Source organism: Pseudomonas wuhanensis (genome assembly GCF_030687395.1).
Taxonomy (GTDB): domain Bacteria; phylum Pseudomonadota; class Gammaproteobacteria; order Pseudomonadales; family Pseudomonadaceae; genus Aquipseudomonas; species Aquipseudomonas wuhanensis.
On record NZ_CP117430.1, the window covers coordinates 336,616 to 354,255 of the forward strand.

The following is a 17,640-nucleotide window of genomic DNA, read 5'->3' on the forward strand; positions in this document are numbered from 1 at the left end:
TATTCGTTTAAAGTATAACTAAATGAATAAATATGATTTATGGATATATAAATCAGCTGTTAAGGTCACGCCATCAACGCGAGATCGCAAGCCGCGAATCGCCAAGCCGCTCAAGGAATTGTCTGAATGCTGGTCGTCTCACTCGGTGGCAGTCCCAGCCCACGCTCCCGTTCCGGGGTGCTGCTGGAGCGCTCCCAACGCTGGTTGCAAGAGCAAGGGGTGGAAGTGGTGAGTTATCAGGTGCGGGACTTCTCGGCCGAAGATTTGCTGCATGCCCGCTTCGACAGCCCGAAAGTGATCGACCTGTTGCAACAGATTGAAAACGCCGATGGCTTGTTGATCGCCACGCCGGTTTACAAAGCGTCGTTCTCCGGTGCGTTGAAAACCCTACTCGATCTGCTGCCCGAACGTGCCCTGAGCCACAAGGTGGTTTTGCCAATGGCTACCGGCGGCAGCATCGCTCACATGCTGGCAGTGGATTACGCGCTCAAACCGGTGCTGTCGGCGTTGAAAGCCCAGGAAATGCTGCAGGGGATTTTCGCCGTGGACAGCCAGATCGCTTACGGCGAAGGCAGCGCCCAGGCGCAGTTGGCGCCGGAGCTTGCGCAACGATTGTTTGAAGCGCTGGAGCAGTTTTTCAGCGCCATGGCTCGTCGGCCCAAGCCGCTCGATCCGAACCTGTTGAACGAACGTTTGCTGAGTGCTCGCTGGAGCATTTAAGCCAGCACTCAAGCCACACCTGAATTTGAAGTACTCACCTTACTCAGCCGCTAACGGCCAAGCAGGTGCAGCCAAAACCCAACTGCAAAAAGGAGAGCGCTATGCGCACTGTCATTTTGCGTCGTGGTCTGGTCGCTCTGTTTGCTGCGGCTGTTACCTTCGGCGCCATTACTCAAGCTCAAGCCGAGACCCTCCGGATCGGTTATCAGAAGTACGGCACTTTGGTGCTGCTCAAAGCCAAAGGCACCCTCGAAAAACGCCTCGCCGCCCAAGGCGTGGACGTGCAATGGACTGAATTCCCCGGTGGCCCGCAACTGCTCGAAGGCCTGAACGTGGGCTCCATCGACTTTGGCGTCACCGGTGAAACGCCGCCCGTGTTCGCTCAGGCCGCTGGCGCCGATCTGCTCTACGTTGCCTATGAGCCGCCAGCGCCCCACAGCGAAGCGATCCTGGTGCCGAAGGACTCGCCGATCAAATCGGTGCAGGAACTCAAGGGCAAGAAAGTCGTGCTCAACAAAGGCTCCAACGTGCACTACCTGTTGGTGCGTGCGCTTGAAGACGCCGGCCTCAAATACAGCGACATCCAGACCGTCTTCCTGCCGCCCGCCGATGCCCGCGCGGCGTTCGAGCGTGGCAGTGTCGATGCCTGGGTGATCTGGGACCCGTACCAGGCCGCCGCCGAACAGCAACTGCAAGCACGCACCCTGCGCGATGGCAAAGGCCTCGTCGACAACCACCAGTTCTACCTGGCGACCCAACCTTACGCGCAGAAAAATCCTGAAGTGATCAAGGCTCTGGTGGAAGAAGTACGCGCGATCGGCGAATGGTCCAAGGCCAATCCCGAGGACGTGACCCAGCAAGTTTCGCCACTGCTCGGCCTGCCAGCGGACATCACCCTGACCTCGGTGAAACGCCAGGGTTACGGCGCGCTGTTCCTTACGCCGGAAGTAGTCGCTGCCCAGCAAAAAATCGCCGACAGCTTCTACCAGCTCAAGCTGATTCCCAAACCCTTGAGCATCAAAGACGTGATCTGGACGCCCCCGGCGGCCGTAGCCAAAGCGCCGTAATTCGACTTCCCAAGGAGACCACTCCATGAGCCTCAATATTTTCTGGTTCCTGCCTACCCACGGCGACGGCCATTACCTTGGCACCGCCAAAGGCGCTCGCGCCGTCGACCACGGTTACTTGCAACAGGTCGCGCAAGCCGCGGATCGTCTGGGCTTTGGCGGGGTGCTGATTCCCACCGGTCGCTCCTGCGAAGACTCGTGGCTGGTGGCCGCGTCGCTGATCCCGGTGACCCAGCGTTTGAAATTCCTTGTCGCCCTGCGCCCCGGGATCATTTCCCCGACGGTGGCGGCGCGTCAGGCCGCGACGCTGGATCGTCTGTCCGGCGGTCGTGCGCTGTTCAACCTGGTCACCGGTGGCGATCCGGAAGAGCTGGCCGGTGATGGTTTGTTCCTCAGTCACGAAGAACGCTATCAGGCCTCGGTTGAATTCACTCGCATCTGGCGCCGGGTGCTGGAAGGTGAAACCGTCGATTACGACGGTCAGCACATCAGCGTGAAGGGTGCCAAATTGCTCTATCCGCCGATCCAGCAACCGCGTCCGCCGCTGTATTTCGGCGGCTCGTCGGAAGCCGCGCAAGACCTCGCGGCAGAACAGGTCGAAATGGTCCTGACCTGGGGCGAGCCACCGGCCGCCGTGGCAGAAAAAATCGAGCAGGTTCGCGCCAAAGCCGCGAAGCTTGGCCGTACCGTGCGCTTCGGTATTCGCTTGCATGTGATCGTTCGTGAAACCAATGCCGAGGCATGGCAAGCGGCGGATCGACTGATCTCGCATCTGGACGATGACATCATCGCCCGTGCCCAGGCGTCTCTGGCGCGTTTCGATTCGGTCGGCCAGCAACGCATGGCCGCCTTGCATGGCGGCAGTCGCGACCATCTGGAAGTCAGCCCCAACCTCTGGGCCGGTGTCGGTCTGGTGCGCGGCGGGGCCGGTACGGCGCTGGTCGGCGACGGTCCGACCGTGGCCGCTCGGGTGAAGGAATACGCGGACCTGGGCATCGACACGTTCATCTTCTCCGGTTATCCACACCTGGAAGAGTCCTATCGGGTGGCCGAGTTGTTGTTCCCGCATCTGGACATCGAGCGCCCGGAACTGCCCAAAGGCGCCAACTACGTCAGCCCGTTCGGCGAGATGGTGGCCAACGACATTCTTCCTAAAGCCGCGTCCCAGAGCTGAGGCGTCGCCATGAAGAAAATCATCCACAACCTCGCGCCTTGGGCGTTGCCGGTCTTGTTGCTGGCGGTATGGCAGTTGTCGGTGTCGGCGGGCTGGTTGTCGACGCGGATTCTGCCGGCGCCGATCGCGGTGATCGAGGCCGGTGTGAGCCTGGTCAGCAGCGGTGAAATCTGGACTCACCTGGCCATCAGCGGCTGGCGCGCGGCGCTCGGTTTCGCCATTGGCGGCGGCATCGGTCTGACCTTGGGTTTCATCACCGGCTTGTCGAAATGGGGCGAACGCCTGCTCGACAGTTCGGTGCAGATGATCCGCAACGTGCCGCACCTGGCGCTGATCCCGCTGGTGATCCTGTGGTTCGGCATCGACGAGTCGGCGAAGATTTTTCTGGTGGCGCTGGGCACGTTGTTCCCGATCTACCTCAACACGTATCACGGCATCCGCAACGTCGATCCGGCGCTGGTGGAAATGTCCCGCAGTTATGGTTTGTCCGGTTTCAGCCTGTTTCGTCAGGTAATCCTGCCGGGTGCGCTGCCGTCGATTTTGGTGGGTGTGCGTTTTGCCCTGGGCTTCATGTGGCTGACATTGATCGTCGCCGAAACCATTTCCGCCAGCGCCGGCATCGGCTACCTGGCGATGAATGCCCGGGAGTTTTTGCAGACCGACGTGGTGGTGCTGGCGATTCTTTTGTACGCGGTGCTCGGCAAGCTGGCCGACCTTGCGGCGCGCGGGCTGGAACGCGTGTGGCTGCGCTGGCATCCGGCTTATCAGGTTGCCAAGGGAGGTGCTGCATGACGGCTCAACAACCTCCACGCCTGCTGCGCGGTATTGCGCTGGTGGTGCGCAAGCTGCAAAAGACCTTCGGTTCACGGCAGGTGCTGCGTGAAATCGACCTGCACATTCCGGCCGGGCAGTTTGTGGCGGTGGTCGGGCGTAGCGGTTGCGGCAAAAGTACCTTGTTGCGCTTGCTCGCTGGTCTCGACAAACCCACGGCTGGCGAGTTGCTCGCCGGCGCAGCGCCACTGAGTGATGCGCGGGAAGACACTCGGCTGATGTTCCAGGAAGCACGTCTGCTGCCGTGGAAAAAGATCATCGACAACGTCGGTCTCGGGCTCAAGGGCAACTGGCGGCCGCAAGCGCTGGAAGCCCTTGAAACGGTCGGTCTGGCGGATCGCGCCAATGAATGGCCGGCAGCGTTATCTGGCGGGCAGAAGCAGCGTGTGGCCCTGGCTCGCGCGTTGATCCATCAACCGCGCTTGCTGTTGCTCGACGAACCTCTGGGCGCACTGGATGCCCTGACCCGAATCGAAATGCAGCAACTGATCGAACGGCTCTGGCAACAGCATGGCTTCACCGTGTTGCTGGTGACTCACGACGTCAGCGAAGCGGTGGCGATTGCCGATCGGGTGATCCTGATTGAAGAGGGCGAAGTTGGCCTCGACCTGCCTGTGGAACTGCCGCGCCCTCGGGTCCGTGGCTCCCATCGGCTGGCGGCGCTGGAAACCGAAGTGCTCAACCGCGTGCTGTCTCTGCCTGGCCAACCGCCGGAACCGGAACCTGTTTCACCACTGCCTACGCAATTGCGTTGGGCTCAATAACTTGAAGATTCATCCAACGACAGGAATCAACATCATGACTATCAAAGCCATCAACGTTCGTAACCAGTTCAAAGGCTCGATCAAGGAAATCGTGCTGGGTGACGTGCTGTCGGAAATCGACGTGCAAACTGCCTCCGGCATCGTCACGTCGGTGATTACCACCCGCTCGGTGAAAGAGCTGGAACTGGTGGTCGGCAGTGAAGTGATCGCGTTTGTGAAATCCACCGAGGTATCGATCGCCAAGTTGTAAGCGTGTGCGCAAACTACAACCCTGGAGGGTGTTAGCCCTTCGGGGTTTTTGCGCATGTCTTGAACTCAGTGGTGTAGCCATCGCGGGCAAGTCGGATCGCCGCACCGCCGCTCCCACAGGTTTATTTGTCACTCACAAAATCTGTGTTCGCTGGAGATTTTTGTGGGAGCGGGCTTGCCCGCGATGAGGCCAGCGTGACCGCCGCCGCAGTCAGATTGAGTGAATGCGCTTGGGCAAATATGGCGGCAGATAAAGCCCCAGATAAGCATCAAACACCCGCATCCCCTCCTCAGCCATACGCGGCGTGATCTGCCCATGCTGCTGCACCGAGCGAGCATACACCCGGTCCCCCAGCTCCATGGCCAGCGCAAACACATCGACATCACTTGGTAGCGTCGGCAGTTCGAAATGGTGGTCGAACAGTTTATGCATCAGGTCGCCAAGTTCGATGTCGTGCTGGCGGTCGGCCTGGGTGACTTCGGTCAGGCCATGCTGGGCAAGGATCAATTGGCGGGCGGCGGCGTCTTCGTCGTAGATGGCGAGCATGCGTTGTTCCACCAGTCGCGACAGGTCGCGCCAGCCGTTGAGAGCGTTGTGGTCGATTGGCGCTTGCAGGCAGGCGCGGAACGCGGCGTGGACGTCGGCGGTCAGGGCTTCAAGCAGGGCCGGGACGCTGGCGAAAAAATGGTAGACGGAGGAGGGCGGGATCTCCGCGCGTTCGGCGACGCTGTAGATCGACAGGCTGGCCACGCCCTCGGCGGCCAGCAGCGTGCGGGCGGCATCGAGTATCGAATCGATCCGGGCCTGGCTGCGGGCGCGGGGTTTGCGAAGGGTGGCGGTGCGCGTCATTGAAGTCTCCTGCAGGGCAGCGGGCATTGTACGCAGAGCGGGCAGATGTTCCATATCCCCTGTGACGAGGGAGCTTGCTCCCGTTGGAGTCCGAAGGACTCCCTGTAACAGCGATACGGTTCTGTCAGACACACCTCAATGGCTGTTTTGGGGCCGCTTCGCGACCCAGCGGGAGCAAGCTCCCTCACCACAGGTTTGATGTTGGCCATAAAAAAACGCCGCAGGCTTCAATAGCCGGCGGCGCTGTTTTTTTACTTCAACCGCTTACACGGTATGCAGGTACCAGTTGTACTCGAGGTCGGAGATGGAGTGTTCGAACTCCTCCAGCTCGCTCTCTTTACAGGCCACGAAGATATCGATGTATTTCGGATCGATGTACTTGGCCATGACTTCGCTGTCGTCCAGCTCGCGCAATGCATCACGCAAGTTGTTTGGCAGGCTTTGCTCGTTCTGCTCGTAGGAGTTGCCTTCCACGGGCGCGCCCGGCTCGATCTTGTTGGTCAGGCCGTGATGCACACCGGCCAAAACCGAAGCCATCAACAGGTACGGGTTGGCGTCGGCGCCGGCTACACGGTGTTCGATGCGTACGGCATCGGAGGAACCGGTCGGTACGCGGATGGCCACGGTGCGGTTGTCCAGGCCCCAGCACGGCGAGTTCGGCACGTAGAACTGTGCGCCGAAACGACGGTAGGAGTTGACGTTCGGGCAGAGGAAAGCCATCTGCGCCGGCAGGGTCTCGAGCACACCGCCGATCGCGTGACGCAGTGCGGCGTTCTGCTCGGGATCCTCGCTGGCAAAAATGTTTTTGCCATCTTTATCAAGAATCGAGATGTGGACGTGCAGACCATTACCCGCCTGGCCTGGGTAAGGCTTGGCCATGAAGGTGGTGTCCATCTCATGGTCGTAGGCGATGTTTTTGATCAGACGCTTGAGCAGGACCGCATAGTCGCAGGCCTTGATCGGGTCGGCCACGTGGTGCAGGTTCACTTCGAACTGCGCCGGGGCACTTTCCTTGACGATTGCGTCGGCAGGGATGCCTTGCTCTTTCGCACCTTCCAGAATGTCCTGGAGGCAGTCGACGTATTCGTCGAGGTCGTCGATCAGGTAGACCTGTGTCGAGTGTGGGCGTTTGCCGGAAATCGGCGAGCGCGGTGGTTGCGGGCGACCGTTCACGTTCTCCTGGTCGATCAGGTAGAACTCCAGTTCGAACGCGGCGCAGATAGTCAGGCCCATCTCGTCAAACTTTGCGACGACTTGTCGCAGGACTTCGCGCGGGTCGGCGAAGAAAGGATCACCTTCGAGTTCGTGCATGGTCATCAACAGCTGCGCGGTCGGGCGCTTCTGCCAGGGCTCATTGCACAGGGTGTCGGGAATTGGATAGCAGATTCGGTCAGCATCGCCGATGTCCAGGCCCAGGCCGGTGCTTTCCACCGTCGAGCCATTGATATCCAGAGCAAATAGAGAGGCCGGCAGGTTGATGCCTTTCTCGTAAACCTTGTGGAGGCTGGTGCGTTCAATGCGCTTGCCGCGCACCACACCATTCATATCCGCAATCAGAAGGTCAACGTACAGAACCTCAGGATGTTCCTTAAGGAACGCGTTCGCTTCGTTAAGCTGAACGGCACGCGGGGGTACCGACATGATGCAACACCTTTGTTGTTAAAAATATCAATCATTGATCTCTTCGGATTCCAGTCAACCCGAACGGCATGCCGAAGTCAAGCGAGGCCTTTTTTGCCCTAAAAAAGCACTGGCGAGGCTTTTTTGAGGCACTTTGGGGCGTTTTTTGGCTTTCGGCCCTCTTGGCGCCCGCGAGCTTGAGCGGGCCGTGTTGTATTTTTTACGGGGGTGTTGTGTAAAAAAATGAACAAGGCTAAGCTCGATTTAAACCCATAACAGCAATAATACCGGGGTGCTTCATGTCTCGCCTGCCGTTAATCGGCGTCACCGCCTGCTCAAAGCAGATCGGTCTGCATGCTTATCACATCAGTGGCGACAAATACGTACGCGCCGTGGCTTCAGCTGCCAAGGGCCTGCCGTTGATTCTTCCATCCCTGGCGGATCAACTGGCGCCGTCCGAAATTCTGGACGCTCTGGACGGCATTCTCTTTACAGGCTCTCCTTCTAATATAGAACCGTTTCACTACAACGGCCCGGCCAGTGCGCCAGGTACTGCTCATGATTCTGCACGCGATGCCACCACTCTCCCGCTGATCCGCGCCGCTGTCGAGGCCGGTGTTCCCGTGCTTGGCATTTGCCGCGGCTTCCAGGAAATGAATGTGGCGTTCGGCGGCAGTCTGCATCAGAAGGTTCACGAGGCCGGTCCATACATGGACCACCGTGAAGATGACAGCCTTCCGCTGGAAGGGCAGTACGCTCCAAGTCACTCGGTGCGCGTCCAACCGGGCGGGGTACTTGCAGGTCTCGGGCTGGCGAGAGAGATTAATGTCAATTCCATTCACGGTCAGGGCGTCGAACGACTGGCGCCGGGCCTGCGTGTGGAAGCGGTGGCGCCCGACGGGTTGATCGAAGCCGTCTCTGTTATCGAAAGCAAGGCTTTTGCCTTGGGTGTGCAATGGCATCCCGAATGGCAGGTAAGCTTGAATCATGACTACCTTGCGATTTTCCAGGCATTTGGCGATGCCTGCCGCAAGCATGCTCTACAACGCGACGCCGATGCGTCAAACAACGCCTGACTTATAAGAGTCAGGAAACTCAGCCTAAGAGGCATTTATGAGTAACAACCTCGACCAGCTCACCGATTGGTTGAAAGACCACAAGATCACAGAAGTCGAATGCATGATTGGCGACCTGACCGGCATCACCCGGGGCAAGATTTCGCCGACCAACAAGTTCATTGCCGAAAAAGGCATGCGCCTGCCCGAAAGCGTTCTGTTGCAGACCGTCACCGGCGACTACGTCGAAGACGACATCTATTACGAATTGCTCGACCCGGCCGACATCGACATGATCTGCCGCCCCGACCAGAACGCGGTGTTTCTGGTGCCCTGGGCCATCGAGCCCACCGCCCAAGTGATCCACGACACCTACGACAAGCAGGGCAATCCGATCGAGCTGTCGCCGCGCAACGTGCTCAAAAAGGTGCTGAAACTCTACGCCGACCACGGCTGGCAGCCGATCGTGGCGCCGGAAATGGAGTTCTATCTCACCAAGCGCAGCGATGACCCGGATTACCCGCTGCAACCGCCGATCGGCCGCTCCGGTCGTCCGGAAACCGGTCGCCAGTCGTTCTCGATTGAAGCGGCGAACGAATTCGATCCGTTGTTCGAAGACGTCTACGACTGGTGCGAACTGCAAGAACTGGACCTCGACACGCTGATCCACGAGGACGGCACCGCGCAGATGGAAATCAACTTCCGTCATGGCGATGCCCTGTCTTTGGCCGACCAGATTCTGGTGTTCAAACGCACCATGCGTGAAGCCGCGCTCAAGCACAACGTGGCGGCGACCTTCATGGCCAAGCCCATGACCGGCGAGCCGGGCAGTGCCATGCACTTGCACCAGAGCATCATCGACATCGAGACCGGCAAAAACGTCTTCTCCAATGAAGACGGGACCATGAGCCAGCTGTTTCTCAATCACATCGGCGGTTTGCAGAAGTTCATTCCTGAGTTGCTGCCGTTGTTCGCCCCCAACGTCAATTCGTTCCGCCGCTTCCTGCCGGATACCTCGGCACCGGTGAACGTGGAGTGGGGCGAAGAGAACCGCACCGTGGGCCTGCGGGTTCCGGATGCCGGGCCGCAGAATCGTCGGGTGGAAAACCGTCTGCCGGGCGCCGATGCCAACCCTTACCTGGCCATCGCCGCCAGCCTGTTGTGCGGCTTTATCGGCATGGTCGAAGGGCATAACCCGAGTGCTCCGGTCGTGGGTCGTGGTTACGAGCGGCGCAACCTGCGCCTGCCACTGACGATTGAAGACGCCCTGGATCGCATGGAAAACAGCAAGACCATCGAAAAGTACCTGGGCAAGAAATTCATCACGGGCTACATCGCGGTCAAGCGGGCCGAGCATGAAAACTTCAAGCGCGTGATCAGTTCGTGGGAGCGGGAATTCCTGCTCTTCGCCGTCTGATGCGCCGGGCGCTGCGCTTGGCGGCGCCCTCCACTCGAATCTTAGGAGAATTCGCATGACCAGCAACAACCCGCAAACCCGTGAATGGCAAGCCCTGAGCAGCGATCACCACCTGGCCCCGTTCAGCGACTTCAAGCAGCTGAAAGAGAAAGGCCCACGAATCATTACCAATGCCAAGGGTGTTTACCTCTGGGACAGCGAAGGCAACAAGATCCTCGACGGTATGGCCGGCCTGTGGTGCGTCGCGATCGGCTACGGTCGCGATGAGCTGGCCGATGCCGCCAGCAAACAGATGCGCGAACTGCCTTATTACAACCTGTTCTTCCAGACGGCTCACCCGCCGGTGCTGGAGTTGGCCAAGGTCATTGCCGACGTTGCGCCTGAAGGCATGAATCACGTGTTCTTCACCGGTTCCGGTTCCGAAGGCAACGACACCATGCTGCGGATGGTTCGCCACTACTGGGCGATCAAGGGCCAGCCGAAGAAGAAAGTCATCATCAGTCGCAAGAACGGCTATCACGGTTCCACCGTGGCCGGCGCGAGCCTGGGCGGCATGACGTACATGCACGAACAGGGCGACTTGCCGATCCCGGGCATTGTCCACATTGCCCAGCCGTACTGGTTCGGCGAAGGCGGCGACATGACGCCGAACGAGTTCGGTATCTGGGCGGCCAATCAGCTGGAAGAGAAAATCCTCGAAGTCGGCGTCGACAACGTCGGTGCCTTTATTGCCGAGCCGATCCAGGGCGCCGGCGGCGTGATCATTCCGCCAGACAGCTACTGGCCGCGCATCAAGGAAATCCTCGCCAAGTACGACATTCTGTTCGTGGCCGACGAAGTGATCTGCGGTTTCGGCCGTACCGGTGAGTGGTTCGGTACCGATTTCTACGACCTCAAGCCCCACATGATGACCATCGCCAAAGGCCTGACCTCCGGCTACATCCCGATGGGTGGCCTGATCGTGCGTGACGACGTGGTCGAGGTGCTTAACGAAGGCGGTGATTTCAACCACGGTTTCACGTATTCCGGGCACCCGGTGGCCGCTGCGGTGGCGCTGGAAAACATCCGTATCTTGCGCGATGAGAAAATTGTCGAGCGCGTGCGTACAGAAACGGCACCTTATTTGCAGAAGCGTCTACGGGAGCTGAGCGATCACCCGTTGGTGGGGGAAGTGCGCGGGGTCGGTCTGTTGGGGGCCATCGAACTGGTTCAGGACAAAGCCACCCGCAAACGTTACGAAGGCAAGGGCGTCGGCATGATCTGCCGCACGTTCTGCTTCGAAAACGGCCTGATCATGCGCGCCGTCGGCGACACCATGATCATTGCTCCGCCACTGGTGATTACACCGGCTGAAATCGACGAGTTGGTGACCAAGGCACGCAAGTGTCTGGACCTGACCCTGAGTGCGTTGCAGGGCTAAGTGCTAGGCTCTGAGCGAGGTGCGAAGATTGCACTTCGCTCAGTGCAAACAAAGGATGGGCCTTTCCTTGAAAGCCTGCCTTGGATCTTGCCAGACTAACGGTTGTTCGGATGCCCAGTAACAGGCCGCTGAGCACGTGGTTAAAAAGAAAAATTGGAGCATTACCCATGAAGGCATTAGGTATGAAGATAGCTGGCAAGACCCTCCTCGCCATGTCCCTGATGGGCGTGATGGCGGGTGCCGTTCAGGCGGACGACAAGGTGCTGCACGTGTACAACTGGTCCGATTACATCGCACCGGATACCGTCAAGAAGTTCGAAGCCGAGTCGGGTATCAAAGTCGTCTACGACGTGTTCGACAGTAACGAAACCCTTGAAGCCAAGTTGCTGGCGGGCAAGTCCGGCTACGACATCGTCGTGCCGTCGAACAACTTCCTGGCCAAGCAGATCAAGGCCGGCGTCTACCAGAAGCTGGACAAGTCCAAGCTGCCTAACTGGAAAAACCTGAACACGGACCTGCTCAAAGCGGTATCGGTGAGCGACCCGGGTAACGAACACGCGTTCCCTTACATGTGGGGCTCGATCGGTATCGGTTTCAACGCCGAGAAGGTCAAGGCTGCACTGGGTGCCGATGCGCCGACCAACTCCTGGGACTTGCTGTTCAAACCTGAAAACGCTGCCAAGTTGAAGTCGTGCGGTATCAGCTTCCTCGATTCGCCAACCGAGATGATTCCGGTGGCGTTGCATTACCTGGGCTATCCAACCGACAGCCAGGACAAGAAACAACTGGCCGAAGCCGAAGCGCTGTTCCTGAAGATTCGTCCTTCGGTGGGCTACTTCCACTCGTCCAAGTACATCTCCGACCTGGCCAACGGCAACATCTGCGTCGCCGTGGGTTACTCGGGTGACATCTACCAGGCCAAGGCTCGCGCCGCTGAAGCCGGTGACAAGGTGAAAGTCAGCTACAACATTCCGAAAGAAGGTGCCGGCAGCTTCTACGACATGGTCGCCATCCCTAAAGATGCCGAAAACGTCGAAGGCGCCTACAAGTTCATGACCTTCCTGCAGAAGCCGGAAATCATGGCTGAAATCACCAACGCCGTGCGTTTCCCGAACGGTAACGCGGCGTCTACCGCACTGGTTGATAAAGAAATCACCAGCGATCCAGGCATCTACCCGCCAGCGGAAGTGTTGGCCAAGCTGTACGCGATTGCCGACTTGCCGGCCGCGACCCAGCGGATCCTGACTCGCAGCTGGACCAAGATCAAATCCGGTAAATAAGTAATAAACCCTGTAGCAGCTGCCGCAGGCTGCGTCCAACTGCGAAGCAGTTGTACTGTTGAAAACGCGGGAAGGTCCTTCGGACCTTAACGCAGCCTTCGGCAGCTGCTACAGGATCTTCATAAAGTTTGCTGGAACGGTTTTTCGAGGGTAAGTTGCGCGCCGGTTTTGTTGCCAGGCAGCCATGGCTGTCATGTAACGCGGGGCAACTTGGGCCCAACTAATTTTAGAGGACCTCCACTTGCCTATTTTTTCTTTGTTGCGCAATGCCCTGCTGGTCGGCACCGGGCTGACACTTGCTGTCAGTGTTCAGGCCGCCGGCACAGTGCATATTTATAATTGGTCGGACTACATCGGTGAGACCACCCTGGCCGACTTCCAGAAAGAAACCGGTATCAAGCCGGTGTATGACGTATTCGATTCCAACGAAACCCTGGAAGGCAAGTTGCTGGCCGGGCGTACCGGTTATGACGTGGTCGTGCCGTCCAACCACTTCCTTGGCAAGCAGATCAAAGCCGGAGCTTTTCAGAAGCTCGATAAATCGAAGCTGACCAACTATTCCAACCTCGACCCGGTGCTGCTCAAGCGCCTGGAGCAGAACGATCCGGGCAATCAGTACGCCGTACCGTATCTGTGGGGCACCAATGGCATCGGTTACAACGTCGACAAGGTCAAGGCAGTGCTGGGCCTGGACAAGATCGATTCCTGGGATGTGGTGTTCGAGCCGCAGAACATCAAGAAGCTGCACAGTTGTGGCGTGGCGTTCCTCGACTCCGCCGATGAAATGATGCCCACGGTCCTCAACTATATGGGCCTGAACGCCAACAGCACCAACCCTGAAGACTACAAAAAGGCTGAAGCCAAGTTGCTGGCGGTGCGGCCTTACGTGACGTATTTCCACTCGTCCAAATACATCGCAGACCTGGCCAACGGTGACATCTGCGTGGCGATCGGTTTTTCCGGCGATATGTTCCAGGCCAAGGCGCGCGCGGCTGAAGCCGGCAAAGGCATGAACATCGCCTACTCGATTCCGAAAGAGGGCGGCGCGCTCTGGTTCGACATGCTGGCGATCCCCAAGGATGCGGCCAACGCCAAAGAAGCCCACGCCTTCATTAACTATTTGCTCAAGCCTGAGGTGATCGCCAAGGTCAGCGATGCCGTGGGCTACGCCAACCCGAACCCCGGGTCGGACAAACTGATGGAGCAGTCGATACGCACCGACGCATCGGTTTATCCACCACAAGCGGTCCTCGACAAGACGTATGTCTCCACCGAGTTACCACCGAATATTCAACGTTTGATGACCCGCAGCTGGACCAAGGTCAAGTCGGGCAAATAGCGTCAAACTATCCAGGTTCGCCATGTTGAGCGAACTGCAAATTCTGTTGGGAGTTTCGTAAATGGCAGTTGCCTCCGGCGCCTATAAGAAAGCCCTCGAGGGCGACCAGACACCTAAACAGGTGCTGGTCAAAATCGACCGGGTCACCAAAAAGTTCGACGAGACGATTGCCGTGGACGACGTGTCCCTGGAAATCAAGAAAGGCGAAATATTCGCCCTGCTCGGCGGCTCGGGTTCGGGCAAATCCACTTTGCTGCGGATGCTGGCAGGTTTCGAACGGCCCACGGAGGGGCGCATTTTCCTCGATGGCGTAGACATCACGGACATGCCGCCGTACGAGCGGCCGATCAACATGATGTTCCAGTCCTACGCCCTGTTCCCGCACATGACGGTGGCGCAAAACATCGCCTTCGGCCTCAAGCAGGACAAGATTCCGTCGGCTGAAGTCGACGCTCGCGTGGCCGAGATGCTCAAGCTGGTGCAGATGAGCCAGTACGCCAAGCGCAAACCCCATCAATTGTCCGGCGGTCAGCGTCAGCGTGTGGCCTTGGCGCGTTCTTTGGCCAAGCGGCCGAAGCTGTTGCTGCTCGACGAACCGATGGGCGCGCTGGACAAGAAACTGCGCTCGCAAATGCAGCTGGAACTGGTCGAGATCATTGAGCGGGTCGGCGTGACCTGCGTGATGGTGACCCACGACCAGGAAGAGGCCATGACCATGGCCGAGCGCATCGCGATCATGCACCTGGGCTGGATTGCCCAGATCGGCAGCCCGATCGACATCTACGAAACCCCGACCAGCCGTCTGGTCTGCGAATTCATCGGCAACGTCAACATTTTCGACGGTGAAGTGATCGACGACGCCGAAGGCCACGCGACCATCACCTGCAAGGACCTGGACCGGCAGATTTATGTGGGCCACGGCATCAGCACTTCGGTGCAGGACAAGTCCGTGACCTACGCGATCCGTCCGGAAAAACTGCTGGTGACACCGACCATGCCGACCTGCGAATACAATTGGTCCAGCGGCAAAGTGCATGACATCGCCTACCTCGGTGGACACTCGGTGTTCTACGTCGAACTGCCGAGCGGCAAGATCGTCCAGTCTTTCGTCGCCAACGCCGAGCGCCGTGGCCAGCGCCCGACCTGGGGTGACCAGGTTTACGTGTGGTGGGAAGATGACAGCGGCGTGGTGCTTCGCTCATGAACACGCGCAAATTCAAACGCAGGCTCAATCGAATAATTCCCGGTGGCCGTCAGCTGGTCATCGGGGTTCCGTTCATCTGGCTGTTCCTGTTCTTCATGCTGCCGTTCTTCATCGTATTGAAGATCAGCTTCGCCGAAGCCGACGTGGCCATTCCGCCGTACACCGAAATCTACAGCTTCATCGACCAGAAGCTCCAGGTGCTGCTTAACCTGAGCAACTACGCGATGCTCGGCGACGACGAGTTGTACATCGCCGCTTATCTCGGTTCGCTGAAGATGGCGCTGATCAGCACCGTCCTCTGTTTGCTGATCGGCTACCCGATGGCCTACGCCATTGCCACCGCCCGCAAAGAGCTGCAAACGGTGCTGGTGCTGCTGATCATGATGCCGACCTGGACCGCAATCCTGATCCGCGTTTACGCGTGGATGGGCATCCTCAGCAACAACGGCCTGCTCAATGGTTTTCTGATGACCATGGGCTGGATCGACGAGCCGCTGCAGATCCTCAATACCAACCTGGCGGTCTATATCGGGGTCGTTTACTCCTATCTGCCGTTCATGATCCTGCCGCTCTACGCCAACCTGGTCAAACACGACACCAGCCTGCTGGAAGCCGCGTCGGACCTTGGTTCGAGCACCTTCAACAGTTTCTGGAAGATCACCGTGCCGCTGTCGAAAAACGGCATCATCGCAGGCTGCATGCTGGTGTTCATCCCGGTGGTGGGTGAGTTCGTGATCCCGGAACTGCTCGGTGGTCCAGAAACCCTGATGATCGGTAAAGTGCTCTGGCAAGAATTCTTCAACAACCGTGACTGGCCGGTGGCATCAGCGCTTGCGGTGGTGATGCTGGCGATCCTGATTGTGCCGATCATCCTGTTCAACCGTAGTCAGGCCAAAGAAATGGAGGGCAAGGAATGAAGCGCTTCCGTTTCTCAAGTTTCATGCTGGTAGCGGGTTTGCTGTTCATCTACGCGCCGATGCTGATCCTGGTGATCTACTCGTTCAACGCCTCGAAACTGGTGACGGTGTGGGGCGGCTGGTCGATCAAGTGGTACGTGGGGTTGATGGACAACACCCAACTGATGGGCTCGGTGGTGCGCTCGCTGGAAATCGCCTGTTACACGGCGATTGCCGCAGTGGCACTGGGGACGCTGGCGGCATTCGTGCTGACCCGTATCACCCACTTCAAGGGCCGCACGCTGTTCGGTGGCCTGGTTACTGCGCCGCTGGTGATGCCGGAAGTGATCACCGGTCTGTCGTTGTTGCTGCTGTTCGTGGCCATGGCGCAGATGATCGGCTGGCCACAGGAACGCGGCATCGTCACCATCTGGATCGCCCACACCACGTTCTGTGCCGCGTATGTGGCGGTGGTGGTGTCGGCGCGCTTGCGTGAACTGGACCTGTCGATCGAAGAGGCGGCCATGGATCTGGGCGCGCGGCCGTGGAAGGTGTTCTTCCTGATCACCATCCCGATGATCGCGCCGTCGCTGGCGGCGGGCGGGATGATGTCGTTTGCCTTGTCGCTGGATGACCTGGTGCTGGCGAGCTTCGTGTCCGGTCCGGGTTCCACGACCCTGCCGATGGAAGTGTTCTCGGCGGTGCGCCTGGGCGTGAAGCCCGAGATCAACGCCGTGGCCAGCCTGATTCTACTGGCGGTGTCGCTGGTGACGTTCCTGGTCTGGTACTTCAGCCGTCGTGCCGAAGAGATTCGCAAGCGTGCGATTCAGCAGGCCATCGAAGAAGGCGCCGCCGATTCCTGGAAACAACCGGACGTGCGCCGGGCGCAGGCGCCGGAAGCGGCTTGAGCCTGATGCCGGGTTGACCACCGTTGCGTGGCCAACCCAAATCCCTGTGGGAGCGGGCTTGCCCGCTCCCACAGGTTTTTAGGAAATCCAAGGTGATTTGCGGATGATCTCGACGAAGTTCATCGGCTTGAAGCCCGGCTCGCTGTCCACCAGTACATCCGCGTTCACGGTGCCAAACGTGCTGTCCGGCTTATGTTTGAAGCCGTTGGCGAACGCACACAGAATGCACTCCTTGAACCCTTCACCCCGTGGATGCGCATGCACCACTGCTTCACGCTGCACAGTGGAAAACGCCGCGTAGTCGATGCCCAGCACATCCATCTCGACGCCGGCCGTCACCAGCGCCACGTTGGGACGCAAGTGTTGCGGCACGCCCGGTGTGGTGTGCAGGGCAATCGACAACCACACCTGTTCGATATCGTCGTCAGACAAACCGTAGGGTTTGAGGAACGCTTTGGCTGCGTTGGCACTGTCGACTTCGAAGCGTTCGTCATCGCTGCGGTGACCTTCTACCAGACCCAAATCATGGAACATCGCGCCGACGTACAGCAGCTCCGGGTCGTAGGCCAACTGCTTGCGCTCACCGCTCAAGGCACCGAACAGAAACACCCGGCGTGAGTGGTGGAACAGCAGATCGGACTCGACGTCGCGAATGTATTCAGTGGTGGCCATGGCCAGCGCGCTGTCGGGGATTTTGATACCGGCGATGATGCTGCTCATGGTGCTTTCCTCATGGGGAACGCCGTGGCGGCGCTGATGGGGTCAGTCTGTTCGCGCAGCCGAAACCGGACAATCGATCCATGGCTGCGATCCCGGCCAATGAGCCTGCATATCGCGCCAACCTCG

The 17,640-nt window shown here is 59.0% G+C and carries 17 protein-coding genes; 14 read left to right on the forward strand and 3 right to left on the reverse strand.

What is annotated here, in order from left to right; all coding sequences use genetic code 11:
* Positions 1 to 126: 126 nt before the first annotated feature.
* The 6 genes from ssuE to PSH88_RS01585 all read left to right on the forward strand — a co-directional run bounded on the left by ssuE (position 127) and on the right by PSH88_RS01585 (position 4,806).
* Positions 127 to 720 carry an NADPH-dependent FMN reductase gene (ssuE, locus tag PSH88_RS01560; protein ID WP_305424623.1) on the forward strand — a complete coding sequence of 198 codons (594 nt, stop codon included), beginning with the start codon at positions 127 to 129 and terminating at the stop codon, positions 718 to 720.
* Positions 721 to 821: 101 nt separating this feature from the next.
* Positions 822 to 1,787 carry a sulfonate ABC transporter substrate-binding protein gene (locus PSH88_RS01565; RefSeq protein ID WP_305424624.1) on the forward strand — a complete coding sequence of 322 codons (966 nt, stop codon included), beginning with the start codon at positions 822 to 824 and terminating at the stop codon, positions 1,785 to 1,787.
* A gap of 25 nt (positions 1,788 to 1,812) precedes the next feature.
* Positions 1,813 to 2,961: an FMNH2-dependent alkanesulfonate monooxygenase gene (ssuD, locus tag PSH88_RS01570; RefSeq protein WP_305424626.1), complete on the forward strand. Its 1,149-nt coding sequence runs from the start codon at positions 1,813 to 1,815 to the stop codon at positions 2,959 to 2,961.
* Positions 2,962 to 2,970: 9 nt separating this feature from the next.
* Positions 2,971 to 3,753 (forward strand): aliphatic sulfonate ABC transporter permease SsuC, encoded by a 783-nt coding sequence (gene ssuC, locus PSH88_RS01575; RefSeq protein WP_305424627.1) that lies wholly within the window; start codon positions 2,971 to 2,973, stop codon positions 3,751 to 3,753.
* Entirely contained in the window at positions 3,750 to 4,556 is an 807-nt protein-coding gene (ssuB, locus tag PSH88_RS01580; protein WP_305424628.1) for an aliphatic sulfonates ABC transporter ATP-binding protein, read from the forward strand. The genes ssuC and ssuB overlap by 4 nt, the downstream gene beginning before the upstream one ends.
* 34 nt (positions 4,557 to 4,590) lie before the next feature.
* Positions 4,591 to 4,806: a TOBE domain-containing protein gene (locus PSH88_RS01585; RefSeq protein WP_003229256.1), complete on the forward strand. Its 216-nt coding sequence runs from the start codon at positions 4,591 to 4,593 to the stop codon at positions 4,804 to 4,806.
* Positions 4,807 to 5,016: 210 nt separating this feature from the next.
* Here the strand turns inward: PSH88_RS01585 and PSH88_RS01590 are convergent, their stop codons facing one another.
* Both PSH88_RS01590 and PSH88_RS01595 read right to left on the reverse strand, forming a co-directional pair.
* The gene (locus PSH88_RS01590) at positions 5,017 to 5,655 is read right to left on the reverse strand and encodes a TetR/AcrR family transcriptional regulator (protein WP_305424629.1); all 639 of its coding nucleotides are present in this window, start codon (positions 5,653 to 5,655) and stop codon (positions 5,017 to 5,019) included.
* Positions 5,656 to 5,919: 264 nt separating this feature from the next.
* The gene (locus PSH88_RS01595) at positions 5,920 to 7,296 is read right to left on the reverse strand and encodes a glutamine synthetase family protein (protein ID WP_007897683.1); all 1,377 of its coding nucleotides are present in this window, start codon (positions 7,294 to 7,296) and stop codon (positions 5,920 to 5,922) included.
* Positions 7,297 to 7,574: 278 nt separating this feature from the next.
* Between PSH88_RS01595 and PSH88_RS01600 the strand changes: the two genes are divergently transcribed.
* The 8 genes from PSH88_RS01600 to PSH88_RS01635 all read left to right on the forward strand — a co-directional run bounded on the left by PSH88_RS01600 (position 7,575) and on the right by PSH88_RS01635 (position 16,794).
* Positions 7,575 to 8,351 (forward strand): gamma-glutamyl-gamma-aminobutyrate hydrolase family protein, encoded by a 777-nt coding sequence (locus PSH88_RS01600; RefSeq protein WP_305424630.1) that lies wholly within the window; start codon positions 7,575 to 7,577, stop codon positions 8,349 to 8,351.
* 37 nt (positions 8,352 to 8,388) lie between these two features.
* The gene (locus PSH88_RS01605; RefSeq protein WP_305424631.1) at positions 8,389 to 9,747 is read left to right on the forward strand and encodes a glutamine synthetase family protein; all 1,359 of its coding nucleotides are present in this window, start codon (positions 8,389 to 8,391) and stop codon (positions 9,745 to 9,747) included.
* Between the two features lie 55 nt (positions 9,748 to 9,802).
* Positions 9,803 to 11,167 carry an aspartate aminotransferase family protein gene (locus tag PSH88_RS01610; protein ID WP_253546336.1) on the forward strand — a complete coding sequence of 455 codons (1,365 nt, stop codon included), beginning with the start codon at positions 9,803 to 9,805 and terminating at the stop codon, positions 11,165 to 11,167.
* Between the two features lie 182 nt (positions 11,168 to 11,349).
* Complete coding sequence (locus PSH88_RS01615; protein ID WP_217857542.1) at positions 11,350 to 12,447, forward strand: polyamine ABC transporter substrate-binding protein; 1,098 nt, start codon at positions 11,350 to 11,352, stop codon at positions 12,445 to 12,447.
* A gap of 241 nt (positions 12,448 to 12,688) precedes the next feature.
* Positions 12,689 to 13,786 carry a polyamine ABC transporter substrate-binding protein gene (locus PSH88_RS01620; protein ID WP_305424633.1) on the forward strand — a complete coding sequence of 366 codons (1,098 nt, stop codon included), beginning with the start codon at positions 12,689 to 12,691 and terminating at the stop codon, positions 13,784 to 13,786.
* Between the two features lie 61 nt (positions 13,787 to 13,847).
* Complete coding sequence (locus PSH88_RS01625; RefSeq protein ID WP_305424634.1) at positions 13,848 to 14,990, forward strand: ABC transporter ATP-binding protein; 1,143 nt, start codon at positions 13,848 to 13,850, stop codon at positions 14,988 to 14,990.
* 35 nt (positions 14,991 to 15,025) lie between these two features.
* Entirely contained in the window at positions 15,026 to 15,907 is an 882-nt protein-coding gene (locus PSH88_RS01630; protein ID WP_305483564.1) for an ABC transporter permease subunit, read from the forward strand.
* On the forward strand, positions 15,904 to 16,794 hold the full coding sequence (locus PSH88_RS01635; RefSeq protein WP_007897694.1) for an ABC transporter permease subunit: 891 nt from the start codon (positions 15,904 to 15,906) through the stop codon (positions 16,792 to 16,794). Before PSH88_RS01630 ends, PSH88_RS01635 begins: the two co-directional genes overlap by 4 nt.
* 78 nt (positions 16,795 to 16,872) lie before the next feature.
* Here the strand turns inward: PSH88_RS01635 and PSH88_RS01640 are convergent, their stop codons facing one another.
* Positions 16,873 to 17,514, reverse strand: a complete 642-nt coding sequence (locus tag PSH88_RS01640; RefSeq protein ID WP_305424635.1) for an HD domain-containing protein — start codon at positions 17,512 to 17,514, stop codon at positions 16,873 to 16,875.
* Between the last annotated feature and the right edge of the window lie 126 nt (positions 17,515 to 17,640).

What these genes read in the sequence shown, in the direction of transcription:
- PSH88_RS01595 (WP_007897683.1), bottom strand. Translation starts at nt 7,296, where the DNA reads ATGTCGGTACCCCCGCGTGCCGTTCAGCTTAACGAAGCGAACGCGTTC.
- ssuD (WP_305424626.1), top strand. Translation starts at nt 1,813, where the DNA reads ATGAGCCTCAATATTTTCTGGTTCCTGCCTACCCACGGCGACGGCCAT.
- PSH88_RS01640 (WP_305424635.1), bottom strand. Translation starts at nt 17,514, where the DNA reads ATGAGCAGCATCATCGCCGGTATCAAAATCCCCGACAGCGCGCTGGCC.
- ssuB (WP_305424628.1), top strand. Translation starts at nt 3,750, where the DNA reads ATGACGGCTCAACAACCTCCACGCCTGCTGCGCGGTATTGCGCTGGTG.
- PSH88_RS01625 (WP_305424634.1), top strand. Translation starts at nt 13,848, where the DNA reads ATGGCAGTTGCCTCCGGCGCCTATAAGAAAGCCCTCGAGGGCGACCAG.
- PSH88_RS01635 (WP_007897694.1), top strand. Translation starts at nt 15,904, where the DNA reads ATGAAGCGCTTCCGTTTCTCAAGTTTCATGCTGGTAGCGGGTTTGCTG.
- ssuE (WP_305424623.1), top strand. Translation starts at nt 127, where the DNA reads ATGCTGGTCGTCTCACTCGGTGGCAGTCCCAGCCCACGCTCCCGTTCC.
- PSH88_RS01600 (WP_305424630.1), top strand. Translation starts at nt 7,575, where the DNA reads ATGTCTCGCCTGCCGTTAATCGGCGTCACCGCCTGCTCAAAGCAGATC.
- PSH88_RS01605 (WP_305424631.1), top strand. Translation starts at nt 8,389, where the DNA reads ATGAGTAACAACCTCGACCAGCTCACCGATTGGTTGAAAGACCACAAG.
- PSH88_RS01615 (WP_217857542.1), top strand. Translation starts at nt 11,350, where the DNA reads ATGAAGATAGCTGGCAAGACCCTCCTCGCCATGTCCCTGATGGGCGTG.
- PSH88_RS01610 (WP_253546336.1), top strand. Translation starts at nt 9,803, where the DNA reads ATGACCAGCAACAACCCGCAAACCCGTGAATGGCAAGCCCTGAGCAGC.
- PSH88_RS01585 (WP_003229256.1), top strand. Translation starts at nt 4,591, where the DNA reads ATGACTATCAAAGCCATCAACGTTCGTAACCAGTTCAAAGGCTCGATC.
- ssuC (WP_305424627.1), top strand. Translation starts at nt 2,971, where the DNA reads ATGAAGAAAATCATCCACAACCTCGCGCCTTGGGCGTTGCCGGTCTTG.
- PSH88_RS01590 (WP_305424629.1), bottom strand. Translation starts at nt 5,655, where the DNA reads ATGACGCGCACCGCCACCCTTCGCAAACCCCGCGCCCGCAGCCAGGCC.
- PSH88_RS01565 (WP_305424624.1), top strand. Translation starts at nt 822, where the DNA reads ATGCGCACTGTCATTTTGCGTCGTGGTCTGGTCGCTCTGTTTGCTGCG.